This window comes from Arthrobacter russicus, from assembly GCF_031454135.1.
Classification (GTDB): Bacteria; Actinomycetota; Actinomycetes; order Actinomycetales; family Micrococcaceae; genus Renibacterium; species Renibacterium russicum.
In genome coordinates this window covers 3,609,721-3,632,812 of record NZ_JAVDQF010000001.1, presented here as the reverse complement: position 1 = coordinate 3,632,812, position 23,092 = coordinate 3,609,721, and the positions used below count along the sequence as shown (strand labels likewise).

General features: G+C 64.7%; 17 protein-coding genes. 9 read left to right on the top strand and 8 right to left on the bottom strand.

What is annotated here, in order from left to right; all coding sequences use genetic code 11:
• Positions 1-224: 224 nt before the first annotated feature.
• Positions 225-2,336, bottom strand: a complete 2,112-nt coding sequence (locus tag JOE69_RS16985) for a DNA gyrase/topoisomerase IV subunit B (RefSeq protein ID WP_296361485.1) — start codon at positions 2,334-2,336, stop codon at positions 225-227.
• A 284-nt stretch (positions 2,337-2,620) separates the two neighbouring features.
• Here JOE69_RS16985 and JOE69_RS16980 point away from each other — a divergent pair, with 284 nt between their 5' ends.
• Positions 2,621-2,845, top strand: a complete 225-nt coding sequence (locus JOE69_RS16980; RefSeq protein WP_296361484.1) for a DUF7455 domain-containing protein — start codon at positions 2,621-2,623, stop codon at positions 2,843-2,845.
• Positions 2,846-3,025: 180 nt separating this feature from the next.
• On the opposite strand, the gene JOE69_RS16975 is transcribed toward JOE69_RS16980, so the two are convergent.
• The 3 genes from JOE69_RS16975 to JOE69_RS16965 form a co-directional block, all read right to left on the bottom strand.
• Entirely contained in the window at positions 3,026-4,327 is a 1,302-nt protein-coding gene (locus JOE69_RS16975) for an RNA polymerase sigma factor (RefSeq protein ID WP_296361482.1), read from the bottom strand.
• A 390-nt stretch (positions 4,328-4,717) separates the two neighbouring features.
• Positions 4,718-6,001: a DUF4192 domain-containing protein gene (locus tag JOE69_RS16970; protein ID WP_309800772.1), complete on the bottom strand. Its 1,284-nt coding sequence runs from the start codon at positions 5,999-6,001 to the stop codon at positions 4,718-4,720.
• 250 nt (positions 6,002-6,251) lie between these two features.
• Positions 6,252-7,181, bottom strand: a complete 930-nt coding sequence (locus JOE69_RS16965) for a proteasome assembly chaperone family protein (protein ID WP_309800770.1) — start codon at positions 7,179-7,181, stop codon at positions 6,252-6,254.
• 219 nt (positions 7,182-7,400) lie between these two features.
• Here JOE69_RS16965 and JOE69_RS16960 point away from each other — a divergent pair, with 219 nt between their 5' ends.
• The 5 genes from JOE69_RS16960 (at position 7,401) to JOE69_RS16940 (ending at position 15,037) form a co-directional block, all read left to right on the top strand.
• Positions 7,401-8,930 (top strand): leucyl aminopeptidase, encoded by a 1,530-nt coding sequence (locus tag JOE69_RS16960; RefSeq protein WP_374709729.1) that lies wholly within the window; start codon positions 7,401-7,403, stop codon positions 8,928-8,930.
• Positions 8,931-9,162: 232 nt separating this feature from the next.
• The gene (gene lpdA / locus JOE69_RS16955; RefSeq protein ID WP_309800768.1) at positions 9,163-10,563 is read left to right on the top strand and encodes a dihydrolipoyl dehydrogenase; all 1,401 of its coding nucleotides are present in this window, start codon (positions 9,163-9,165) and stop codon (positions 10,561-10,563) included.
• Positions 10,564-10,659: 96 nt separating this feature from the next.
• Entirely contained in the window at positions 10,660-12,426 is a 1,767-nt protein-coding gene (gene sucB, locus JOE69_RS16950; protein WP_309800765.1) for a 2-oxoglutarate dehydrogenase, E2 component, dihydrolipoamide succinyltransferase, read from the top strand.
• Between the two features lie 221 nt (positions 12,427-12,647).
• Complete coding sequence (locus JOE69_RS16945; RefSeq protein WP_309800763.1) at positions 12,648-14,432, top strand: M14 family zinc carboxypeptidase; 1,785 nt, start codon at positions 12,648-12,650, stop codon at positions 14,430-14,432.
• Positions 14,433-14,686: 254 nt separating this feature from the next.
• The gene (locus JOE69_RS16940; protein WP_309800761.1) at positions 14,687-15,037 is read left to right on the top strand and encodes a hypothetical protein; all 351 of its coding nucleotides are present in this window, start codon (positions 14,687-14,689) and stop codon (positions 15,035-15,037) included.
• Positions 15,038-15,070: 33 nt separating this feature from the next.
• Here JOE69_RS16940 and JOE69_RS16935 read toward each other — a convergent pair whose 3' ends face one another.
• Positions 15,071-15,415 (bottom strand): VOC family protein, encoded by a 345-nt coding sequence (locus JOE69_RS16935; protein WP_309800760.1) that lies wholly within the window; start codon positions 15,413-15,415, stop codon positions 15,071-15,073.
• A 109-nt stretch (positions 15,416-15,524) separates the two neighbouring features.
• Between JOE69_RS16935 and JOE69_RS16930 the strand changes: the two genes are divergently transcribed.
• Both JOE69_RS16930 and JOE69_RS16925 read left to right on the top strand, forming a co-directional pair.
• Positions 15,525-15,953, top strand: a complete 429-nt coding sequence (locus JOE69_RS16930; protein ID WP_309800758.1) for an OsmC family protein — start codon at positions 15,525-15,527, stop codon at positions 15,951-15,953.
• Between the two features lie 69 nt (positions 15,954-16,022).
• Entirely contained in the window at positions 16,023-16,484 is a 462-nt protein-coding gene (locus JOE69_RS16925; RefSeq protein ID WP_309800756.1) for a carboxymuconolactone decarboxylase family protein, read from the top strand.
• 46 nt (positions 16,485-16,530) lie between these two features.
• Here JOE69_RS16925 and JOE69_RS16920 read toward each other — a convergent pair whose 3' ends face one another.
• Positions 16,531-20,046 (bottom strand): S41 family peptidase, encoded by a 3,516-nt coding sequence (locus tag JOE69_RS16920; protein WP_309800754.1) that lies wholly within the window; start codon positions 20,044-20,046, stop codon positions 16,531-16,533.
• 124 nt (positions 20,047-20,170) lie between these two features.
• Between JOE69_RS16920 and JOE69_RS16915 the strand changes: the two genes are divergently transcribed.
• The gene (locus JOE69_RS16915; RefSeq protein ID WP_309800752.1) at positions 20,171-21,079 is read left to right on the top strand and encodes a TIGR01777 family oxidoreductase; all 909 of its coding nucleotides are present in this window, start codon (positions 20,171-20,173) and stop codon (positions 21,077-21,079) included.
• A gap of 2 nt (positions 21,080-21,081) precedes the next feature.
• Here JOE69_RS16915 and JOE69_RS16910 read toward each other — a convergent pair whose 3' ends face one another.
• Complete coding sequence (locus JOE69_RS16910) at positions 21,082-22,173, bottom strand: ABC transporter permease (protein WP_309800750.1); 1,092 nt, start codon at positions 22,171-22,173, stop codon at positions 21,082-21,084.
• Positions 22,170-23,072 carry an ABC transporter ATP-binding protein gene (locus tag JOE69_RS16905; protein WP_309800748.1) on the bottom strand — a complete coding sequence of 301 codons (903 nt, stop codon included), beginning with the start codon at positions 23,070-23,072 and terminating at the stop codon, positions 22,170-22,172. The genes JOE69_RS16910 and JOE69_RS16905 overlap by 4 nt, the downstream gene beginning before the upstream one ends.
• Between the last annotated feature and the right edge of the window lie 20 nt (positions 23,073-23,092).

Sequence of the window (23,092 nt, the reverse complement as noted above, 5' to 3'; positions counted from 1 at the left end):
GCGGGTAATTCCGCGAAACACCCGCGCCAAGTGTGCGTTCGCCAGGGTCCCTACGTGGCGAACGGAGTTCGACACGAAAGGGCCGAACGCTCACGTGTGCGTTCGCCAGGGTCCCTACGTGGCGAACGGAGTTCGACACGAAAGGGCCGAACGCTCACGTGTGCACTCGCGCGGGGTGTCATGGATATTCGGGCTGGACTCCGATACTCGGCGGAATCCGAGGTTCAGGCGTCGATCCGCTCCCGGTCCAGCGAGGACGAGCCGGCGATGATGAACTCCTTGCGCGGCGCCACGTCGGAACCCATCAACAACTCGAAGGTCTTTTCGGCAGCCTCGGCATGCGCCGCAGTCACCCGGCGCAAGGTCCGGTGCCGCGGGTCCATGGTGGTTTCGGCCAGCTGGTCGGCGTCCATCTCGCCCAAGCCCTTGTAACGCTGGATCGGTTCTTTGTAACGCTTCTTCTCCTGCTCCAAACGCTTGAGCAGCGTGTTCAGCTCGGTCTCGGAATAGGTGTAGATCAGCTCGTTGGCCTTTTGGCCCTGGTTGATCACCTCCACCCGGTGCAGCGGCGGCACCGCGGCGAAAACCCGGCCGGCATCCACCATCGGCCGCATGTAGCGGAAGAACAAGGTCAGCAGCAGCGTGCGGATATGCGCGCCGTCGACGTCGGCGTCGGTCATCAGAATGATCTTCCCGTACCTGGCCGCTTCCAAATCGAAGGACCGCCCGGAGCCGGCACCCACCACCTGGATCAACGCGGCGCACTCGGCGTTGGAGAGCATGTCCCCCACCGAGGCCTTCTGCACGTTGAGGATCTTGCCGCGAATCGGCAGCAGCGCTTGGAAATCCGAAGAGCGAGCCAGCCGGGCGGTGCCCAAAGCGCTGTCGCCCTCGACGATGAACAGCTCGGTGCGCTCGGTCTCCTCCGATCGGCAATCCGCCAGCTTGGCCGGCAGCGAGGAGGTCTCCAGGGCGTTTTTGCGGCGCTGCGTCTCTTTGTGCACCCGGGCCGAAATCCGGGACTTCATTTCGGAGACGACTTTTTCCAGCAGCAGTGCCGACTGGGCCTTGTCATTCCGGTTCGAAGAATTCAGCTTCGCGGTGATCTCCTGTTCGACCACCTTGGCCACGATCGCCCGGACCGCAGGCGTGCCCAGGATCTCCTTGGTCTGGCCTTCGAACTGCGGCTCGGCCAAGCGCACCGTGAGCACCGCGGTCAGCCCGGCCAGCACGTCATCTTTCTCGATCTTGTCGTTGCCGGCCTTGAGCTTGCGCGCATTCGCTTCAATCACCTTGCGGAAGGTCTTCAGCAACGCCTGCTCGAAGCCTTCCTGGTGCCGGCCGCCTTTGGGCGTGGCGATGATGTTCACGAAACTGCGCATTGTGGTTTCGTAGCCGATGCCCCAGCGGACCGCGATGTCCACCTCGCAGTCGCGCTCAACTTCGGTGGGCATCATATGGCCGTTGGCATCGAGTACCGGCACGGTCTCCTTGAAGCTCGCCGTGCCGTGCAGGCGCCAAATGTCGGTGACCGGGGCATCCACCGCGAGGTAGTCCGCGAACTCGGAGATGCCTCCGTCGTGGTGGAAAACTTCTTCATGCGCTCCGAGTTCGCCCGGGGTACCCGGCAGACCGCGTTCGTCCCGGACCGTGATCTTCAGGCCGGGGACCAGAAATGAGGTCTGCCTGGCCCGGGCGGCCAACTCGTCGTAGGAGAACTTCGCGTCCGGAGTGAAAATCTGCCGGTCCGCCCAATACCGGATCCGGGTTCCGGTGATCCCGCGTTTCGTGCTGCCCACCACTGCCAGGCTGGACTTCTGCACGAACGGTTCGAAGGTAGCCGAGGGGCTCAACGAACGACCGGTGTCTTTGAAGGTGCCCGGCTCGCCACGACGGAAGGACATCTGGTAGGTCTTGCCACCGCGGTCGACCTGGACGTCCAGCCGCGCCGAAAGCGCGTTGACCACGGAAGCGCCGACGCCGTGCAAACCGCCCGAGGCGGCATACGACGATCCGCCGAACTTGCCGCCGGCGTGCAATTTGGTCAGCACCACTTCGACGCCGCTGAGCCCGGTCTTGGGCTCGATGTCCACCGGGATGCCGCGGCCGTCGTCGTGGACTTCCACCGAGTTGTCCTTGTGCAGGATCACCAGGATCTTCTGCCCGTGCCCGCCGAGGGCCTCGTCGACCGAGTTGTCGATGATTTCCCAGAGGCAATGCATCAGCCCCCGGGAGTCGGTTGAGCCGATGTACATGCCGGGTCGTTTGCGGACCGCTTCGAGTCCCTCCAGGACGGAAAGGTGACGTGCGTTGTAATCGGAATTGGTGGCGGCCACTAGGGCGTTCCTCCTCGGGTCGTGCAGCCGCAGTTTCCTGGGCACAGTGAGCTTATTCAGGCTATCTCCTCGGGCCGCCGCAAGGGCTTAGGCGTGCCGTGACGGGCGTCACGGCATTCCGGAGGGAATCTTTTCGGTTATGAAATTGCAATACGCGCACAGCGAAAGAACACCCAGCCTGAGATGGTTTGGAACCGAATAATGGTTGTATAGATGTACAAGCAATAAGGCTGGAGCTTGTATCGGGATAGAGCCGAAGATAGGCCAGAGAAGAAGGAGGGATCATGACAACTGCAACCGTAAGTCGTGAACTGAACGCCTTGGACCGTTGCGACCGCTGTGGAGCGCAAGCATATGTCCGAGTGATCCTCGAGTCCTCTGGCGGCGAGCTGCTTTTTTGCGGACACCATGCTCGTGCCGTGGAAGCGACACTCAAGCCGATGTCCTCCGAGTGGCACGACGAGACCTCGAGACTGTTCGAAAAGGACGCCGTCCTCGTCGACGACTGAAGATTTGCACCGAACTGAACAGTAGCGTTGAAGGGCGCCCGGCAATCCGCCGGGTGCCCTTTGCGTCTACCGGAGATTCACGGGCCGAGTACGCGGAAGGGCGGAACTCCTGGGAGTTCCGCCCTTCCGTTCAATCCGGCATCGCAGCAGCCGTGGGCCGACCGGCGATGTGGAACCGATTTAGTCCAGGTAGTCGCGCAAGACCTGCGACCGCGAGGGGTGCCGAAGTTTCGACATGGTTTTGGACTCGATCTGCCGGATCCGCTCGCGGGTGACGCCGTAGACTTTGCCGATTTCGTCTAAAGTCTTCGGCTGTCCGTCGGTCAGTCCGAAGCGCATCGCGACCACTCCGGCTTCCCGCTCGGAGAGGGTATCGAGCACCGAGTGCAATTGCTCCTGGAGCAAGGTGAAGCTGACCGCATCCGCCGGCACCACGGCCTCGGAGTCTTCGATCAGATCGCCGAACTCCGAATCCCCGTCTTCGCCCAAGGGCGTGTGCAGCGAAATCGGCTCCCGGCCGTACTTCTGCACCTCGACGACCTTTTCCGGCGTCATGTCGAGTTCCAGAGCCAACTCTTCCGGCGTGGGCTCGCGTCCCAAGTCCTGGAGCATTTGGCGCTGCACCCGGGCAAGTTTGTTGATCACTTCGACCATGTGCACCGGAATGCGGATGGTCCGCGCCTGGTCCGCCATGGCCCTGGTGATCGCCTGCCGGATCCACCAAGTGGCATAGGTGGAGAACTTGAAGCCTTTGGTGTAGTCGAACTTCTCCACCGCGCGGATCAACCCGAGGTTGCCTTCCTGGATCAAATCCAGGAACAGCATGCCGCGGCCGGTGTAACGCTTCGCGAGCGAAACCACCAGGCGCAAGTTGGCCTCGAGCAGGTGGTTCTTCGCCCGCTTGCCGTCATGGATGACCCACTGGTATTCCCGCTTGAGTTTGTCCGCGAGCTTGCCGTCGTCCGCAGCAAGTTTTTCCTCGGCGTAAAGACCCGCTTCGATCCGCAAGGCCAGGTCGACTTCCTGCTCCGCGTTCAACAGGGCGACTTTGCCGATCTGCTTCAAATAGTCTTTGACCGGATCCGCAGTGGCTCCGGCGGACATGACCTGCTGCACTGGAGCATCGTCATCGTCGGCATCGGAATAGACGAAACCGGAACCGGTCGGCTCCTCGGCAACTGCCGCGGCTTCGCCCAACTCGCCTTCGGCAGGCTCTGCCGGCTCTTCGGCATCCTCGTCGACCTCAGCGGCCGGCTCTTCGGCTTCGGCCTTGGGCTTGCGGCCACGGGCAGGTTTGGCTGCAGCCTCCCCGTCGGGAAGTTCGGCCTTTTTCGCGGCAGCAGTGGCTGCCCGCTTCTGTGCCGGAGTCAATTTTTCCTCCGCCGGCTCAGCCTTGGCTGAAACGGCGGTCTTTTTGGCGGCCGGCTTCTTCGTCGCCGGGGCATCCTTCACCGCGGTACGGGTGCCGGACGTCGCTGCCACGGCAGGTTCCTCGGGGGCAGCGGTTGCGCTGATCTTCCGTGCAGTTGGAGACACTGATTACCTTTCCTTGCAGCTTGTAGCGTTACCTGCGCGCAACACCACTATGACCCTGTCAAGTCCGTGATCGCTATCACTCGCGATCACAGCCTGCAGGGTCAATGGTTACAACTGCCGACAATGTCATCTTGTTCCCGAAACCACTGAGGAATTCGGAAACCGACTACGCGAATCATTCACGGACCCCACCGGGTCGTCCATATATTGTCTCACGACTTGCGGGCCGCTTTTGAACGAAGAGCCGAATTCATCGGGACGCACCCTCGGACTCCCTGAAGACCGGCTAGGAAAGCTCCGTGAACCGAGCAGCGGCGGGCATTCCCCGGTTTCCGGTCAGGCAGCTTCCGGGCCGCGCTGCCAAGCGGTCGCTTCATTTTTGGCCCAGTTGCAGAGCAGTCCGGATTCGATCAGCTGCAGGAAAAGCGCGGCCAGACGGTAGCCGGGCTGCAGGGCGAGCGCGGCATCCAGATGGGCACCGGCACGGCTCCCCCGGCCTCGGCACCATTCCAGCCAGCCGAGACCGGTCAGCGCCGCTACGGCCGCGCCACGGAGCGTCGGCCCGGAGCAGGGTTCTCCGGAGCAAGATTCTTCGGCAAGCACTCCGCCTGATCCGGCCGTTCCGGGAACCGCCTTGATTCCGTGCAAAGCGACGATCTGACGCAGGATTGCTTCGAGCCGGGCCAACCTGGGCCAGTCCGGCACCAGCTCCGGGCTGCCCAGCAGCAGCTCCGCAGCACCTTTTTCCGCAGCCCGACTGCGATCCGCAAGCGCGAGCACCAAAATGGCGTCCCGGAGATGCGGATTGCACAGCCAAACGGCGAGCCGACCCGCCTGGCCCATGCCTCCGGCACTGGTCCCGGCCCCCGGCATTCCGCTTGCGGCCGCATCCGGCCGAACCGCGTCGGGTACGGCAGTGTCGGGTACGGCAGTGTCGGGTACGACGGCGTCCGGTACGGAATCTTCAGTGGACAACGCGGCCTCCCAGTGGCGCAGGGCCCGGTCGAATTCCGCGGCCTCCGGCTGCCCGAGGGAAACACCGCGCCCTGCAGCTTCGAATGCCGCCCGGCCGGCTGCGCGCCGCGCCGGGCTCGTCTCCGGCAGTTCCATCGCTGCCGCCAAATCCGGTTCGTAACAGCTGCCGCGGAACACCAACTCTGCGCTCAGTGCACTGTTCAGGACGGTTTTCAGGGAATAGCCGTCGAACGGGCAACACGAGGCGTCCCGACACAAGTAATCCCGCCACTTGGTTTCGCCGACCCACCAAGCCTCGCGCACCGGCAGCCCCGCCGATGCCAGGGATTGGGCCAAGCAGAACATCAACCGGTCATAGCCGGGATCCGCAGCGTCGCGCCAGTCGATTCCGGCATACACGGCAAGCAAAGCACCGTCTGCCCTATCATCCACCGAGAGGTGCCCGGCAACATTGCGGGCATACCGGATCTGCTCCGGGAAACTAGCGGAACGGTCCGGCAAATCCAGCCGCAGGCTGGCCCCGAGCTGCTTGCCCCGCAAGGCCAGAACCACCAGCGAGCGCTGCGGCCAATAACCCAGGAAATGCGGCACGTAAGCCAAAACGTCCTCGGGTGAAGCGACGGAGACTACCTCTTCGCGATCCATTTCCCCAGCCTGCCCAACGACGCCGGCTCGGTACAACGGCGGAACAGCGGATGTGGGGAAACCGGCTGAACTCGCCCCTGCGGAGGAAGAGACAAGGAGCGGAGGAAAAGACCAGGGAGCGGCAAGCGGCCACGGGGCACAGGCCCGGCGGCCCGAGCCCCCACCCGGGAAGCGTTGCCCGAACCAGCCCAACCGCCCAGCCCTGCTCGGCGAATCAGCCCTGCTCGGCGAATCAGTCCTGGTCGGCGAATCAGTCCTGGTCGGCGAGATAGGCCTCGATCGCGGCACCCAGCTCGTCGGCGTCGGGCAGGTGTTCGCCGTCCGCGGCCAACAAGGACCGCACCGGCACGTCCTGCTGCCGCTCGTCGTATTGCTGCTCCAACCGTTGCACCACGCCCTGCACCTCGGTCGAGCCTTTCACCTGTTCCGTGATCTGACGCTCCACCTCGCGCCCGGACTCGCGCAACCGGTCGGTCGGCAGCATCAACGAAGCGGCTGCGCCCAAGTACTCCAAGGCGGCCACTGCGGCCCGCGGGTACTCGGCATCCGCCAGATAATGCGGCACATGGACCGCGTAGCCGGCGATGTTCCGCCCGGCCTCGGCCAGACGCACTTCCAAGAGGTGCCCGATCGCCGACGGCAACTGCACGGTGGCCTTCCAGGTGGACATGCCTTCGATCAGATCCGGCCGGTTGCCGTGCACCGTGACGCCGATCGGCCGGGTGTGCGGCACCGGCATCGGGATCGAATGCACCCAGGCCACCAGGTTCACGTCCAGCCGCTGCACCAGGTCGACGACCGCGGCGCTGAACCGCTCCCACTGCAGATCCGGCTCGTTTCCGGCCAGGAACAAGAACGGCTGGCCCAAACCGTCGACCAGTTTGTACAGGATCATCGCCGGTTGCTGGTAGTCGGTGAGGTGGTCCTCGACGAAGCTGATTTGCGGGCGGCGGGAACGGTAATCGATCAACTGGTCGATGTCGAACAGCGCAACCGGCTCGGCATCCAATTTGTCCAGGAGCTCGGCATTGATCTGGCTCACCACATGGCCGGCATCGGTGAATCCGGTGAATCCCATCAACAAGTTCAGCCCTTTGAGGCCTCCGTCGTGCAGCAAATCTTCATTCGAGGCGTAAAGGGACTCCGGATCCAAAAACGGCACGTACTTGATTTCTTTCATCCCGGTCCTCCCGCAACTCTGGGCTTACAAGCCTAACAATCTACTTCTGCAACACCGGCACCCGGCCGAAACATTCCGACGCCGGGCCGGGTTCTCCGGCAGCGAACACGGTCCGGCGAACACCGCGGCGCGGAAAAGACTACGATCAAGAACGCGGAGGTTGCAGTGCAACCTCCAGCAGCCCGAAAAGAATCAGCGTAGAGCAGTGAGGAATCCCCCGTGGCCTTGAACAGTGTCGTTTCGCTTGCAGCAAGCAATTCTCCCGCCGGATCGATCGAGGGCGATGCCCTGGTGATCGGCGTGGTCAAAGGAAGCGATGGTCCGGCGCTCTTGGACAGCCCCTTGGCTGCGGAGGAGACCGCAGCGTTGAACGAATCGCTGAGTTCGCTCGGGGTGACCGGCAACGCGGACGGATTCCACCGGTTGCCGGCTCCGGCCGGAGTCGAAGCCAAAGTCCTGGTCCTGGCCGGATTGGGCGCAATCGGCACCGGCCCGGACGCCGCGCCGAGCCCGGAAGCGCTGCGCCGCGCAGCCGGCTCCGCCTTGCGGCAACTCGCCGGAACCGACACCGTGGTGCTGGCCCTGCCCGCCGCCGAAGCCGCCCAGCTCACCGCGATCGCCGAGGGCGCTGCGCTGGGCGCCTACAGCTACCAAGCCCGCCGGAGCGATCCGGCCGCACTGAAATCCCCGGTGCAGAAAGCGGTGATTGCGACGTCGCTGAACTCCCGGGCCGCGAAAACCATCCTGAACCGCTCGACGGCGGTGGGCAAAGCGGTGAACGCTACCCGCTCGCTGGTGAACGAACCGCCGAGCCACCTGTTCCCGGAGACCTTCGCCGAGGCCGCCAAAGACTTGGCCAAAGGCCTGCCGGTCAAGGTCACCGTCTGGGACGAGAAAAAGCTCGAAAAGGAAGGCTTCGGCGGAATCCTGGGCGTCGGAAAGGGTTCTTCCCGGGCGCCGCGCCTGGTCAAGGTCGAGTACGCGCCGGCCCGGGCGAAGAAGCACATGGCCCTGGTCGGCAAAGGCATCACTTTCGACACCGGCGGAATTTCGCTCAAGCCGGCAGCATCGATGATGACCATGAAGTGCGATATGGGCGGTGCCGCGGCGATCCTGAACGCGACCCTGGCAGTAGCCGAGCTCGGCTTGCCGGTGAAGGTCACCGCTTGGCTGTGCATCGCCGAGAACATGCCCTCGGCTACGGCGACCCGCCCCTCCGATGTGATCACCATCTTCGGCGGCAAGACCGTCGAAGTGCTCAACACCGATGCCGAAGGCCGTCTGGTGATGGCCGACGGCTTGGCCGTCGCCTCCACCGAACACCCCGACGTGATCCTGGATGTGGCCACGCTGACCGGCGCCCAGATGGTCGCGCTCGGCAACCGGGTGAGTGCCGTGATGGGCGATGAGCAGACCAGCAACGCGGTCAAAGCCGCGGCGGACAAGGCCGGCGAGCTGTTCTGGACCATGCCGATCCCCGAAGAACTCCGGCCCAGCCTGGATTCCCCGGTCGCCGACCTGGCGAACATCGGCGAAAAGGCCGGCGGCATGATGACCGCAGCGGCCTTCCTGAACGAATTCGTCGGCCAGGCGAAGTCCGGCGAGCAGATCCCCTGGGCGCACCTGGATATCGCCGGACCGGCCTTCAACGAATCCGCGCCTTACGGATACACACCGAAACAGGGCACCGGAGTATCGGTGCGGACCTTGGTGAGTTACGCGGAGGGCCTAGCCGCAGGCGCCAAGTAGTCCCGGATGGCTGCTGAATCACAACCCTGAGTGAATCGCACCACAAACGGACGCTGACACCCTGTCACAGGTGGAGACGGCGTGCGCCGGACGCTAAGGTGAATCCTGAAAGTATTTCCCGAACGTGCCGGGCTTAAGTGTGGATTCGGCGGGCGCCCAGGGAAGTTCAGCAATCGACTGTCCTACCGACCATCACACCGTTGAACAGTCATACACGCGAGGGAGCGTTCACGTGGCCGAACAGGCAACTGGGCAAGAATTCGACATCCTTATTCTCGGCGCCGGAAGCGCCGGTTATGCGACCGCTTTGCGCGCGGTCCAGCTGGGCTTCACCGTGGGCTTGGTAGAGAAGAGCAAGCTGGGCGGCACCTGCCTGCACACCGGCTGCATCCCCACCAAGGCTTTGCTGCACTCTGCGGAACTCGCCGACCACGCCCGCGACTCGGCGAAATACGGCGTCAATGTCGAACTCCAGGGCATCGACATCAACGCGGTCGTCGCGTACAAAGACAACATCATCGCGGGCAAATACAAAGGCCTGCAGGGACTGATCAAGTCCAAGAAGGCGATCACGGTGCTCGAGGGCGAGGGCAAACTCACCGCCCCCGACACCGTCACCGTGACCGATGCCGACGGCAAGGCAACCGCCTACACCGGCAAGAACATCGTGTTGGCCTCCGGCTCCTACTCGAAGACCCTGCCCGGACTGGAAATCGGCGGCCGGGTGATCACCTCCGAATCCGCGCTGAATCTGGACTTCATTCCGAAGAGCGCGATCATCCTCGGCGGCGGCGTCATCGGTTGCGAATTCGCCTCGGTCTGGAAGTCCTTCGGCGTCGACGTCACGATCGTCGAAGGTCTGCCGTCGTTGGTGCCGAACGAGGACGCCACGATCGTGAAGAACCTGGAGCGCGCTTTCAAGAAGCGCGGCATCAAGTTCTCCACCGGCACCTTCTTCCAGGGCGTCGAACAGAACGACGACGGCGTCAAGGTCACCTTGGTCGATGGCACCACCTTTGAGGCCGAGCTGCTGCTCGTCGCGGTGGGCCGTGGACCGAACACTGCAGGACTGGGCTACGAAGAAGCCGGCATCCCGATGGACCGCGGCTTCGTGCTCGCCAACGAGCGGCTGCACACCGGAGTCGGCAACGTCTACGCGATCGGCGACATCGTGCCGGGCTTGCAGCTGGCACACCGCGGTTACCAGCAGGGCATCTTCGTCGCCGAAGAAATCGCCGGCCTCAACCCGGTAGTGGTGCAAGACGTCAACATCCCGAAAGTCACCTACTGCGACCCGGAAATCGCTTCGGTGGGCCTCACCCAGAAGGCCGCCGAAGAGAAGTTCGGCGCGGACAATGTCCAGGCGCAGGAGTACAACTTGGCCGGCAACGGCAAGAGCTCGATCCTGGGCACCAGCGGCATCGTGAAAATGGTGCGGCAGAAAGACGGCCCGATCGTCGGCGTGCACATGATCGGCGCCCGGATGGGCGAACAGATCGGCGAAGCCCAGTTGATCGTCAACTGGGAAGCGTACCCGGAAGACGTGGCGCAACTGGTGCACGCACACCCGACGCAGAACGAATCCCTGGGCGAGACCGCCATGGCGCTCGCCGGCAAGCCGTTGCACGGTTAGGACGGCGGAGCATGGCTGCAAGCGGCTTAGGCGCTAGGCTCGATACGAAGACGATTGAAAGTACAACAGCATCTCTGAAGGAGAAACGGGGACGACATGTCTGAATCCGTGAATTTGCCGGCTCTTGGTGAAAGCGTCACCGAGGGTACGGTCACCCGCTGGCTCAAACAGGTCGGAGACCGGGTTGAAGTCGACGAACCGCTGCTGGAGGTTTCCACCGACAAGGTCGACACCGAAATCCCCTCCCCGGTTGCCGGAGTGATCGAGGAAATTCTGGTCGCCGAAGACGAGACTGCCGAAGTCGGCGCGCCCTTGGTCCGGATCGGTTCCGGCGATGCCGCGGCCGCCCCGGCTCCGGCCGCCGAAGCGGCACCCGCTGCCGAAGCCGCGCCCGCACCGGTCGCCGAAGCGGCGCCGGCTGCCGAGCCGGCTCCTGCCGCCGAGGCTCCGGCCGCGCCGGCCGCCGAAGCAGCTCCGGCCGCTGCACCCGCCGCAGCCGGCCAGGATGTGACCCTTCCGGCGTTGGGCGAAAGCGTCACCGAAGGCACCGTGACCCGTTGGCTCAAAGCCGTCGGCGAAACGGTCGAAGTGGACGAACCGCTGTTGGAAGTCTCCACGGACAAGGTAGACACCGAGATCCCGTCGCCGGTCGCCGGGACGTTGCTGGAAATCAAGGTCGCCGAAGATGAGACCGCGGAAGTGGGCTCCGTGCTCGCGGTCATCGGCTCCAGCGCACCGGCAGCGCCCGCTCCGGCACCGGTTGCTGCCCCGGCGGCACCGGCTCCCCCGGCCGCGGCTCCCGCAGCAGCACCGGCCGCTCCGGCACCGGCTCCCGCAGTACCGGCTGCTCCGGCACCGGCCGCACCCGCTACTCCTCCGGCCGCAGCTCCGGTTGCCTCCGGCAGCGAGTCGAACTATGTCACGCCGTTGGTCCGCAAGCTCGCGAACCAGCACGGAATCGAGATCAGCGCCCTGACCGGAAGCGGAGTCGGCGGCCGGATCCGGAAGCAGGACGTGCTCGCCGCAGCAGAAGCTGCAAAGGCCGTCGCGGCCCCCGCAGCGACGGCAGCCGCCGCACCGCTCACGGCTCCAGCGGCAAAGCTCCCCGTGGCCAGCACCCCGGCGGCTCCGTCGCCGCTGCGCGGCACGGTGGAGAAGGCACCCCGGATCCGCCAGGTGATCGCGCGGCGGATGCGCGAGTCTTTGGACACCTCGGCGCAGCTCACCCAGGTGCACGAGGTCGACATGACCAAAATCGCCAAGCTGCGCAATGCCGCGAAGAACACCTTCCAGGCACAGAACGGCGGCGTGAAACTGACCTTCCTGCCCTTCATCGCGAAGGCGGTGGCCGAGGCGCTCAAGCAGCACCCCAAGGTCAACGCCTCCTACGATGAAGAAAAGCAGGAAATCACGTTCCACGATGCCGAGCACTTGGCGATCGCGGTCGATACCGACCGTGGCCTGCTGGTTCCGGTGATTTCCGACGCCGGCAATCTCAACCTGGCCGGCCTGGCCGGAAAGATCGCCGACGTGGCGAATCGGACGCGCAACAACAAGATCGGCCCGGACGAGCTTTCCGGCGGGACCTTCTCGATCACGAACTTCGGTTCGGTCGGCGCGCTTTTCGACACCCCGATCATCAACCAACCGCAGGTCGCGATCCTCGGCATCGGCTCGATCGTCAAGCGCCCGGTCGTGCTGACCGACGCGGACGGCGGCGACACCATCGCGATCCGGCAGATGATGTACTTGTCGATGACCTACGACCACCGTTTGGTCGACGGCGCGGACGCCGGACGCTTCCTGCAGACGCTCAAAGCCCGGCTCGAAGAAGGAGCCTTCGAAGCCGATTTGGGCCTCTGAGCACTTTCCAGTAAAAGGCCGGGGCGGACATCCATTGATGTCCGCCCCGGCCTTTTTGTTGCGCCTCGGCCACCGTCAGCCGTGGCGGCAATCCTGCTTGCCGGTGAATTCACAGCAAGAACTCCCCAAAGATGGAGGAAGTTTTCCAATAGTTTGAACGGGCCCAGATCCATCCAACCGGCGCACACCCAGCGCCCCGACGGTCAGGAAAACTTCCCATGATGAAGAAAACCCGATACGGACTGCTGGCTGCAGCAGTCGTCATGGCGGTCTCCGGCGGCACCCTAGGTGTTTCCGCCGCGGCTTCCCCCTCTGCGCAAAACTTGGACAATGTGGTCCAGGTCATCGAGTTCCGAACCGACGGCATGGACCCGGCGAAAGCACAGTCGCTGCTCGCCGGCTACGACGTCGACCCGGGCTCGGCCAACAGCGGAACCATCATCGGCAGCCACCGGGTAGCCCTGGACCTGGCTGCCAAGGGCATCAAGGTCGTGAAAGAGACGCCCTACGGCAGCGACTTCACTCCGGTTCCGGGAGCCAACGCCCGGGCCGCCGCGGCAGCCTCCCCGCTGCCGGAGCGGGTCAAGAACAACAGCTACGAAACGTATTTCGGCGGATACAAGACCATCGCGGCCTATCAAAAACTCGCCACTGACATCGCCAGCGCATACCCCGAGTTCGCGCAGTACGTGGACTACGGAGATTCCTGGCAGAAAACCAAAGGCCAAGGCGGGCACGATCTGTTCGCCCTGCGGATCACGGCCAACGCCAACGACGGCAGCGATTGGAAGACCAACACCAACCACAAACCTCGATTCGTGTTCAGCGGCCAGATCCACGCCCGGGAAATCATCGGCAGTGAATTCGTCTCCCGCTTCACCGCGGACATCCTCAACGGCTACGGCACCGATCCGGAAGCCACCGCACTGCTGGATTCGACCGAAGTCTGGGTGGTTTTCGGCTCCAACCCCGATGGCATCGCGACCGTTGAGAAGGGCCTCAAAACCGCGGCGACCACTTCGAGCGGGGATGGCAACCCGGCGGCCAACAACACCGCCTGGCAGCGCAAGAACATGGACACCGACGGCTACACCGGTGGCAGCAGCGACTACACGCAGAGCCAGCCCGGCATCGACTTGAACCGCAACTGGTCCACCGGCTGGGGCGGCCAAGGCACCTCAAACGATCCCAGCGACCAGTCGTACCGGGGCAAGGGGCCGCTCTCCGAGCCGGAGTCCAAGCAGCAAGCCGATTTCTTCAGCCAGCTGTTCGGCAAATTCACGGTCACGGGCAACACCCCGGCGCCGGATAGCCGGCAAGGAACCGTGCTGAACCTGCACAGCTTCTCGAACCTGGTGATTTACCCCTATGCCTATGACAACACGGTGATCCCGCCGAACATCGCGGCGATCAAGAATCTGGGCTTCCGGCAGAGCTTCTACAACGGTTTCAAGACCGGTGCCGCCGGAGACGTCATCTACAACGCGGCCGGCGGCGATATCGACACCATTTACCAGCAAAACGGCATTCCGGCCTACACCTGGGAAATCGGCACGAGCAGCCAGGGCGGATTCTTCCCGGCATTCTCCCGGACTGCCGGTTTGTACAACCAGTACCGCGGAGGCATCTTCTACGCCGCCAACGCGGCTTCGGCACCGTACAAGACTCCGGCCGGGCCGACGGTCACCTCATTGACCGCTAGCCGCAACAGCGACAAGTCGGTGTCGATCAACGCCACCGGAAACGACAACGCCTTCGGGACCAACCCGTCGAACCGCAAACCCGCGGCGCAAAACGTCACTGCAGCCGAATACTCGGTGGGCAAATTGCCGGCTGCGGCCGGCAGCGGCACCGCACTCGCATTGTCCGACGGGTCGGCGAATTCGACGACGGAATCGTTCAACGGGACCGCTGGCAACGTCGCCGACGGCAAGCAGACCATCTTCGTCCGGGCCAAGGACGCGGATGGCAATTGGGGGCCGGCCAAGGCCGTCTTCGTCCAGTAATCGACCGGCCCAGTAATCGACCGACGCAGTAATTGACCGGTCCAATAATCAACCGGTCCAACACCGGCCGACGGCATCGAAGGGTTGGTTGTGGGAGTGGCCGGGTTCCGGCCGCTCCCACAGCTTTTGGCTGCCGGCGAGTTCCGGTGCCCGGAGGCTTGCCGGGGCCGGATCCGGCGAAAGTGGACGAGATTGGTAGAAATTTTGTCGACGCAGTGTCACCAAGCACCTTCTACATCCCGTAGAATAACCATATGGACTTCGTCAAATACCTGCTGATCTTCTTGCACATCCTCGGTGCCGCGGCCGTCGTCGGCGGCTGGTTCGCCACTTTCAAAAAGCCTACGGTGCTGCCGATCCAGCTCTGGGGCGCCACTGCGCAATTGATCACCGGCCTGGCCCTTGTGGGCTTGGCCGGGGCAAGCCGCGACCCGCTGAACTACATCAAGATCACGGTCAAACTGCTGATCGCCATCGCGGTTCTGGTTCCGGCGATCATCGGTTACCGGAAGGCCAAAAAGGGCGAGCAGGTCTCCACCGGTTTGGCCCACGCGGTCGGCGGCATGGCCCTGATCAATATCGCGGTGGCCACGCTCTGGAACTGACCGGTTAGCCTGCCATCCCGGTGACGTCCGGGACTAGTGCCCGGGCGAGATGCAGAATTCATTGCCATCCGGATCCGCCATGACGTACCAATGAAAGGATCCGGACCAATGGTCGGCCAGCTGACTCGCGCCGAGACTCTCGGCCCGGGCCAGCTCGGCCGCCAAATCGTCGGCGACCAGGTCCAAATGCAGCCTCCGTGGACCGCTGGTGGGTTCGGAAACAGCTTGGAAAGCCAAGCCGGTTTGGCCCTCGACGGCCTTGAGCCAAATGAAATCCCCGTGCTCCGAAACGGGCTCGGTGCCCAGCAGTTGCGCCCAGAACCGGGCCAGCCGTTCGGGGTTTTCGGTATTGATCATCACCGTGGAAAGCCGCAACATGCGCTCATGCTAACAGCCTGCCCCGGCTTGGCCAAGGCCCTGGGCTTCCTAGCCGCGACCTGCCTAGGATGGAACCGGAAGATTAACGGACCACATGAAGGAGCCTTCGATGGCGACAGTACGCACAGCCCACACGGTTTGGCAGGGCGATTTGCCCAGCGGCAGCGGCCAGGTGACTTTGGACAGTTCGGGTTTGGGCACCTATGACGTGACCTGGAAGGCTCGCGCAGAACAGGCAGAAGGCAAAACCAGTCCCGAAGAACTCATCGCGGCCGCGCATTCGGCTTGTTTCTCGATGGCATTCAGCCACGCGCTCGGCGAAGAAGGCAAGACTCCGGACCGGGTGCAGACCACGGCCGACGTCAGCTTCCAACCGGGTGAAGGCATCACCGGCATCCATCTGACCCTGAATGCTTCGGTTCCGGGCCTGAGCGAAGCCGATTTCCAGCGAATCGCAGAAGGCGCCAAAACCGGTTGCCCGGTCTCCGCAGCGCTGACCGGTACCACGATCACGCTCGAGGCCAGCCTCGAGGCGTAATCGTCCGATTCGCCGAACTCGCGGCCGCTCCGGTACTTCGGGGCGGCCGCCGCGGTTTAAGCTGGCTCCATGAACACACCGAACCCAACCGCCCGCCGGATCCGCATTCCGAAACTCCGCCCGGATTTCTACGCCTCGCTCGGCGCCCTGGATGCCGCCGGGGCCGCGGGCTTGGACCCGATTCTGGTCGAGCTGATCCGGATCCGGGCCTCGCAGTTGAACAACTGCGCCTTTTGCCTGGACATCCACGTCAATGACGCCCGCAGCGCCGGAGAGTCGCAGCAGCGCCTGGACGTGCTCAGCGCCTGGCATGAAGCCGGCGCCCTGTTCAGCGAACCGGAACAGGCTGCCCTGGCGCTCACCGAAGCGCTGACCCTGCTCCCGGCTGCCGGAGTGCCCGACGACGTCTACCAGCGTGCCGCGGCAGCATTCAGCGAGTCGGAGCTCGCCGGGGTGATGGCGACCGCGATCACGATCAATGCCTGGAACCGGATCGGCGTAGGCACCCGGCTCAGCCCGGCAAAGCGCTGAATCGGACCGCGCCCCGGGGCTGGCCGGACCTGCCTCCCGTCCAGGGTCAGTCCGCTGCCTGCGGCCGGGGCGGCAGGGCTCCAGGCTGCAGGTTCCGATAGCCGGTCCGGGCCGGCGGCCGGTCGGTAGGCAACTCGGCGAGCATTTCGCGCAACGCCCCGAGGCCGTACTCCAACTGCGGGTCTTGACCGGCCGCATACGCATGCGGCGGGAAGCCGACCTCGATATCCGGATCGACGCCGTAGTTCTCCACCGACCAGCCCACGCCTCCGGTGAACCAGAAGGCATAGCGCGGCTGGGTGACCCCGGTGCCGTCGGCCAAAGAGAACCGGCCGTCGATGCCGACCACGCCGCCCCAGGTCCGGGTGCCGACCACCGGCCCGATGCCGCGCAGTTTCGCCACCTGCGTGATGATGTCGCCGTCCGAACCGGCGAATTCATCGGTCAAGATCAGCACCGGCCCGCGCGGCGCGTTGTGCGGATACGTGATGTCTTCGACTGCTCGGGGCTTGTTCCAGGCTGTGACTTTGCGTCCGATCAGCTCGGCGACCAGTTGCGAGGTATGGCCACCGCGGTTCCGGCGCACGTCCACGATCAGCGCGTCCTTGCCGAACTCCGCGTCGATGTCGCGGTGCAGCTGGGCCCAACCCCTGGCCTGCATGTCCGGAATATGCACATAGCCGAACGTGCCGTCCGATGCTTGTCGCACCAATTCCCGGTTCTTCCGCACCCATTCCTGGTAACGCAACCGTTCTTCGTCGCCGATCGGCAACACCGCCACCCGGCGCTGCCGGCCCGCGGCATCGCCGTGCCCGGCGCCATTGCGCACGGTCAGCTCCACGATCTTCCCGGCGGCGCCCGCCAACCGCGGTTCCGGTCCGGCCGAGCCCAACTCCACCCCGTCCACGGCGAGCAGCAGATCGCCCGGTTTAACCGCGACGCCCGGCGCGTTCAGCGGGGAGCGCGCCAACGGGTCCGATGACTCACCGGGCAGGATCGAGGCGATCAACCAGCCTTCGGCGCCCGCTTCGAACTCCGCACCGAGCCGGCCCTGCGCCCCGGCCCCCGGCTCCTTGGCCGGCTTCGGCGTCACGTAAGCGTGCGAGGTGCCCAACTCACCGTGCATCTCCCAGAGCAGGTCCACCAAGTCGTCGTGCGAGCCCAGGCGTTCCACGATCGGGCGGTAGTTCCGGTGGACCGCCTGCCAATCGATGCCGGCCATGTCTTCGGTCCAGAAAAAATCCCGCTGCAGGCGCCAAGCCTCGTCGAAAGCCTGTCCCCAGACCTTGACCGGTTCCAGGACTACCCGGATCCGGCCCAGATCGACCAGGGTGTGCTCCGGGGAATCCGGCTCGGCCTTCTTGTCGCTCGGGATCACCCGGATCTTGGCTTTGTCCCGGACCACGAGTTTGGCACCGGCGGCCGTGGGCTCGAAGGAGTCCGCCGCATCGAGCAGAGTGCTGCTCTCCTTGCTGGAAAACTCGAACCGTTCCAGCTTCGGCGGGCGTGCCTGATCCGTACTGCTCCCCCGGCCGTCCCCGGTGACCCCCTGGAGTTCGCGGTTGAGCCAGAGCAGCGCGCCGTCGACCGCGCGCAGATTCAGATAGTCACCCTGTGGCACCGGTACCGGAATGATCCGTTCCGCCAAGCCGTCGCGGCTGAGCCGAATCGTGGGGACCGGATTCTTCCGCGGCTCAGAGCCGGCCGGCGTGCGCTGATCGTCCTCGGCGGCCGAGGCCGCTGCGGGTTCCTGGCCGGACACCGCCGGCCCGAACGGCGACGGGGTTTCGGCATCGAGCGCCAGCAGATATGGCTTGACCGCGGTCGGGAATGCCAGGTCGAAATTGTGTGTGTCGTACACCGGGTCGAAGCTGCGCCTGGAGAGGAACGCGATGAATTTCCCGTCCGGGGTGAACGACGGCGAGAAGTCCGCAAACCGGCCATCGGTGAGGTCTTCGATCTCGCCTCCGGCGACCGGCACGATCCGCAATCTGGCACGTTCGGCCTCGGCACTGGTGAACTCCGACCAAAGCAGCCACTGCGAGTCCGGGCTGAAGACCAGGTCTGAGACATGCGAGATCTTCTGTGCCGCGATTTCGCGGACCGTGCCGCTGGCCGCTTCCACGAGTAAAACCTGCCCGTACTCGGTGCCAACCGCCACGAATTTCCCATCCGGGCTGGTTTCCACTGCGCAGGCCCGGGTCGGCGAAGCGAAATCGACTCTGCGGGCCGCTTCCGGTGAAGCGGCCGGCTTGGCACCGACCGCCGTCGGGACATCCGCCGCGTGCTCCGCTGCAGCAGGTTCCGGACTCGGCCCGGGCTGCGGGGTGGTCGCCGGCTTTTGCACCGAGCCGTTGACCGAGGCCGCGGGGACCGGTTGCGGCAGGACCGCTCCGGCTTCAGCGTCCCCGGAGGTTTCCGAGCCGGATCCCCGCGTCGGGGCCGGCTGCGGTTCATCGGCCGCCAAGGTTTTGTCCAGGGGCGCCAGGTAGAGCGCTTCCACGCCGTCGTGGTCGGCGATGTAGGCGACTGAGGCCTCGCCCAAGGGCCGGGCCAGGCGGGCCCGGACCCCGGACGTCGACTCGATGGCCCGGGCCGGACCATCCCGGTGGCTCAGCAAATGCACGGTGCCGTGCGATTCCACGAGGCTGGCTTTGCCGTCGCCCAGCGGCCGGACGCCGCCCAAATGCTCCGCCACATTGAGCGGATACGGCCGGCGCGAAGTCCCGGCTGAGCCCAGGGTGATGTCCAATTGCACGGGTTCGGCGTCCAGGCCGTCGAGCAGGAACAGGTTTCCCGCCGACTCGAAAACCACCCGGCGGCCATCGGAACTCGCGTGCCGGACGTAGAAGCCCTGGTGGTCGGTGTGCCTGCGGAGCTTCTTGCCATTGGGTTTGACCGAGTAGAGGTTTCCGTAGCCCTCGTGGTCGGACAGGAAGGCGATCCGGTCGCCGATCCACATCGGATCGACCAGATTGCCGTCCAGCTCCGGGACCAGCCGCGCGAACTCCCCCGAACCGTCCCGGTCCAACCAGAGCTTGCCCGCGGTGCCGCCGCGGTAACGCTTCCACCAAGCCGGCTCCCGCGAAGCAGGCGAGGCGACCAGCAGCGGCTTTTCATCACCGACCACCGGGCCATAGGCCACCGCATCGATCGGTCCGTACGGCAGGATGCTCCGGGAGCCGTCCTCGATGGAGACCGCATAACCGAAAGTGTGCCGGGCATCCGGCTGTTCGAAGGCGCTGACCACCAAGGCGGCGCCCTGCGGGGTGAAGCCGCGGAACTTGGTCGAGGCGTGCCCGAACCAGGTCAGCTGGCGGAAGTCCCCGCCGTCCACTGCGGCCGAGACCAATTCCGGGGCAGCGCCCTGCACCACAGTCCACAGCAACCGACTGCCGTCCGGGCTGAATCGCGGATTCTTGGCCGGCAGGCCCAGGGACGAAACCCGCCAAGCCCTTCCGCCGGCCAACGGCGCCAGCCAGACATCGTTTTCTGCCACGAAGCTGATCAAATCGCCGTGGAGGTGCGGGTAACGGAGGTAGCTCGAAGCCTGTTCGGTCATGTGTCGATCTTAGTCATACGGCTCCGGCAGGCAACGGTGCGAAACTGCCCTCCGGAAGCCGGCTGGCGCCGGAAAGTCTTCGGAAAAACGATCCAAACCCAGGCGGCAGTGGTCAAATGGGGGTATGCGAGTATTGGTCTCCGGAGCCTCAGGAATGGTCGGTTCGGCGCTGCGCGCCGCTTTGCAGCAGAACGGGCATCAGATCCGGCGCTTGGTCCGGCGCCCGGTGCAGGCTCCGGAGGAGGTTTTCTGGAATCCAGCGGAAGGCGATCTGCACCCTTCGGTGTTCGACGACGTCGACGCGGTGGTCAATCTCTCCGGCTCGCTCGTGATCCAACCGCCGCGCCGCTGGACCAGGAGCTTCATCGAAGAGCTCTACGCCTCGCGGATCGGGTCGACCCGGACGCTGGTCGAAGCGATGCAGCGCGCAGATGCCCCGCCGGCCATGTTCCTGAGCCAGTCCGGGAAGGATTTCTACGGCGAGGGCGGCGAGTTCGATGAATCTTCGCCGCACCAGGGCGGTACCGTGCTCTCCGATTTGTGCGCACGCTGGGAGGCGACTGCCCAGGCCGCCCCGGCGGTGACCGAAACCGCGTTCCTGCGCACCGGCATCGTGTTCGGTCCGCGGGGCGGCGCGCTCGGCAAACTGCTGCTGCCCATCCGGGCCGGAGTCGGCGGCCGGTTGGGTGACGGAAGGCAATTCTGGCCGTGGATCGCGTTGCCGGACTTGAGCAAAGCCATGCTGTTCATCCTGGAAAACCGGATTTCCGGTCCGGTCAACCTGAGCGCTCCGCAGCACGCCGATGTGCGGACCATCGTGGCCGAACTCGGCCGTGCCCTGCACCGGCCCACGGTCTTGCCGGTGCCCGCGGCCCTGCTCAAGTTGGCGCTGGGCCGCGCGCCCGCCGAAGAGGTCCTGTTGGCCAGCACCACAATGCGTCCGGCGGTGCTGCTGGACCATGGCTTCGACTTCGATTATCCCGAGTTGGCCGACGCCGCGGATTGGGTGGCCGAAGAACTCAAACGGCGCTGAACTCAGGCCTTGAAGGCTTCGGACAACCGTACTTTGGCACCGGTGCGCAGCAGCGAGTTCCGGTAGATCCGCGCGCCGAGCAAGACCATGAGCAACGTGCTCAGCAAGAGGATCAACAGCGACAGCAGCGGCTCCCACCACTGGGCGGTACCGGCGAAAAGCCGCATCGGCATGCCCACTGCAGCTGAAAACGGCACGTAGGACATGATAGTCAGCACCGTCGGATTGTTGAAGAACACGATGACCAGGATGTACGGCAACATCACCAGGGTCATCACCGGGGCCGTCGCCGAACCGACGTCCTCCTGCCGGGAAACCAGGGCCGCCGCACCGGCGTAGAGGGCCGCGATCATCACGAAGCCGATGATGAAGAACACCAGGAACCACAGGATGCTCGGACCCAGCGCGGCGAACAGGTTCTGCTGTCCGGTGAGCAGCAGCCCTCCGGTGCTGAGCAGCGCGATCAAGCCGATTTGGACGAACGCCAGCACGCTGTTGCCCAAAATCTTCCCGGTCAGCAAGGTTCTGGCGCTGACCGTGGAAAGCAGGATCTCCACAATCCTGGTTTGTTTCTCTTCCACCACGCTTTGCGCAATCGTCTGCCCGAACATCATCGATGAAACGAAGAAGACCAAGCCGAAGCCGATCGCCACGAAGTAGGCCAGCAACGGGTCCTGCGCTCCCGGTTCGAGCAACTGCAGACTCGGGGCGATGCTCAACGATTGGATGATCGCCGTCGGTGCCTGGTTCAGCGCCACGACTTTGAATCCGAGGAACGGGCTGCTGGGATCCGGTACGATCGCCGCCTCGACTTCACCGGAACGGACCATCGATTCGGCCTCCGCAGCGTCGCGGGCGGCAATCGGTTCCATGCCCTTGAACTGCCCGAGCACCTCGACATTGCCGCCGATCACCGCGACCTTGCTGGAACTCTGCTGGCCGCCCAGAAGTCCGCCCAGAAGCACCGAGACCAGGACCGCGGCCAACAGGAATCCGGTGGAGAACAAAAAGGCTTTGCTGCGGAGCTTGGCCAAGATTTCGCGTTGCGCGACCAACCAGGTTGCGTTGCCCGCGGGCGCGGTCTGCTCGGTCATTGGATGATCTCCTTGAAAATATCGGCCAGTGAAGGCCTGGACGGCGCGAAACTGATGACCGGGCCCAAGCCCACCGCGCGGCTGAGTGCTTGTTGCGCCGCCGCCGGGTCCTCGGCGCGGAACCGGGCCCGGCCGGCCGACGTTTCGAGCACCGTGAGGCCCGGCGATCCGGACAGCCAGCCGAGGTCGCCGCCGAACTGGATTTCATACTCCGGTTCGGAGAATTCGGCTCGCAGGGCCTCCCGTTCCCCGTTCGCCCGGATGCTGCCTCGCGCGATGATCGCCACGTCGTCGCAGATCCGCTCGACGATATCGAGTTGGTGCGATGAGAAGAGCACCGGCACACCACGGGCGGCATAGTCGGTGAGCACGGTCTGCACGGTCTCGACCGCGACCGGGTCGAGACCGGAGAAGGGTTCGTCCAGAATCAGGACTTCGGGGTCGTGGACCAGCGCCGCGGCCACTTGGACCCGTTGCTGATTGCCCAAGGAGAGCTTTTCGACCGGCTCGGCGGCCCGTTCGGCCAGGCCCAACCGCTCGAGCAACACCTTGGTGTTGGCTTTGGCAGCCGCCGGCCCCAGGCCGTGCAAGCGGGCGAAGTAGCCGAGCTGTTCGGCGACTTTCATTTTCGGATAGAGCCCGCGTTCCTCGGGCATGTATCCGAAACGGCGGCGGTCGACCGCCACGAGCGGCTGCCCGTCGAGGGTCACGCTCCCGCTGTCCGCGGTGAGCACGCCGAGGATGATCCGCATAGTGGTGGTTTTGCCCGCCCCGTTCGCCCCGACGAAGCCGGTCATCCGGCCCGGTCGCACCGTCAGGCCGACGTCGTCGAGCACCTGGCGGCCGGAAAACGACCGATTGATGCCCTGAAGTTCCAATACTTTGCCGGCGGTGTCCATTCCACCAGGTTAGCGTCCCG

Excerpts from the sequence above, each read along its gene's own strand:
- JOE69_RS16925 (WP_309800756.1), top strand. The coding sequence starts at position 16,023 with ATGAACACACCGAACCCAACCGCCCGCCGGATCCGCATTCCGAAACTC.
- JOE69_RS16970 (WP_309800772.1), bottom strand. The coding sequence starts at position 6,001 with ATGGATCGCGAAGAGGTAGTCTCCGTCGCTTCACCCGAGGACGTTTTG.
- JOE69_RS16905 (WP_309800748.1), bottom strand. The coding sequence starts at position 23,072 with ATGGACACCGCCGGCAAAGTATTGGAACTTCAGGGCATCAATCGGTCG.
- sucB (WP_309800765.1), top strand. The coding sequence starts at position 10,660 with ATGTCTGAATCCGTGAATTTGCCGGCTCTTGGTGAAAGCGTCACCGAG.
- JOE69_RS16935 (WP_309800760.1), bottom strand. The coding sequence starts at position 15,415 with ATGTTGCGGCTTTCCACGGTGATGATCAATACCGAAAACCCCGAACGG.
- JOE69_RS16920 (WP_309800754.1), bottom strand. The coding sequence starts at position 20,046 with ATGACCGAACAGGCTTCGAGCTACCTCCGTTACCCGCACCTCCACGGC.
- JOE69_RS16945 (WP_309800763.1), top strand. The coding sequence starts at position 12,648 with ATGAAGAAAACCCGATACGGACTGCTGGCTGCAGCAGTCGTCATGGCG.
- JOE69_RS16980 (WP_296361484.1), top strand. The coding sequence starts at position 2,621 with ATGACAACTGCAACCGTAAGTCGTGAACTGAACGCCTTGGACCGTTGC.
- JOE69_RS16965 (WP_309800770.1), bottom strand. The coding sequence starts at position 7,181 with ATGAAAGAAATCAAGTACGTGCCGTTTTTGGATCCGGAGTCCCTTTAC.
- JOE69_RS16940 (WP_309800761.1), top strand. The coding sequence starts at position 14,687 with ATGGACTTCGTCAAATACCTGCTGATCTTCTTGCACATCCTCGGTGCC.
- JOE69_RS16910 (WP_309800750.1), bottom strand. The coding sequence starts at position 22,173 with ATGACCGAGCAGACCGCGCCCGCGGGCAACGCAACCTGGTTGGTCGCG.
- JOE69_RS16930 (WP_309800758.1), top strand. The coding sequence starts at position 15,525 with ATGGCGACAGTACGCACAGCCCACACGGTTTGGCAGGGCGATTTGCCC.
- JOE69_RS16915 (WP_309800752.1), top strand. The coding sequence starts at position 20,171 with ATGCGAGTATTGGTCTCCGGAGCCTCAGGAATGGTCGGTTCGGCGCTG.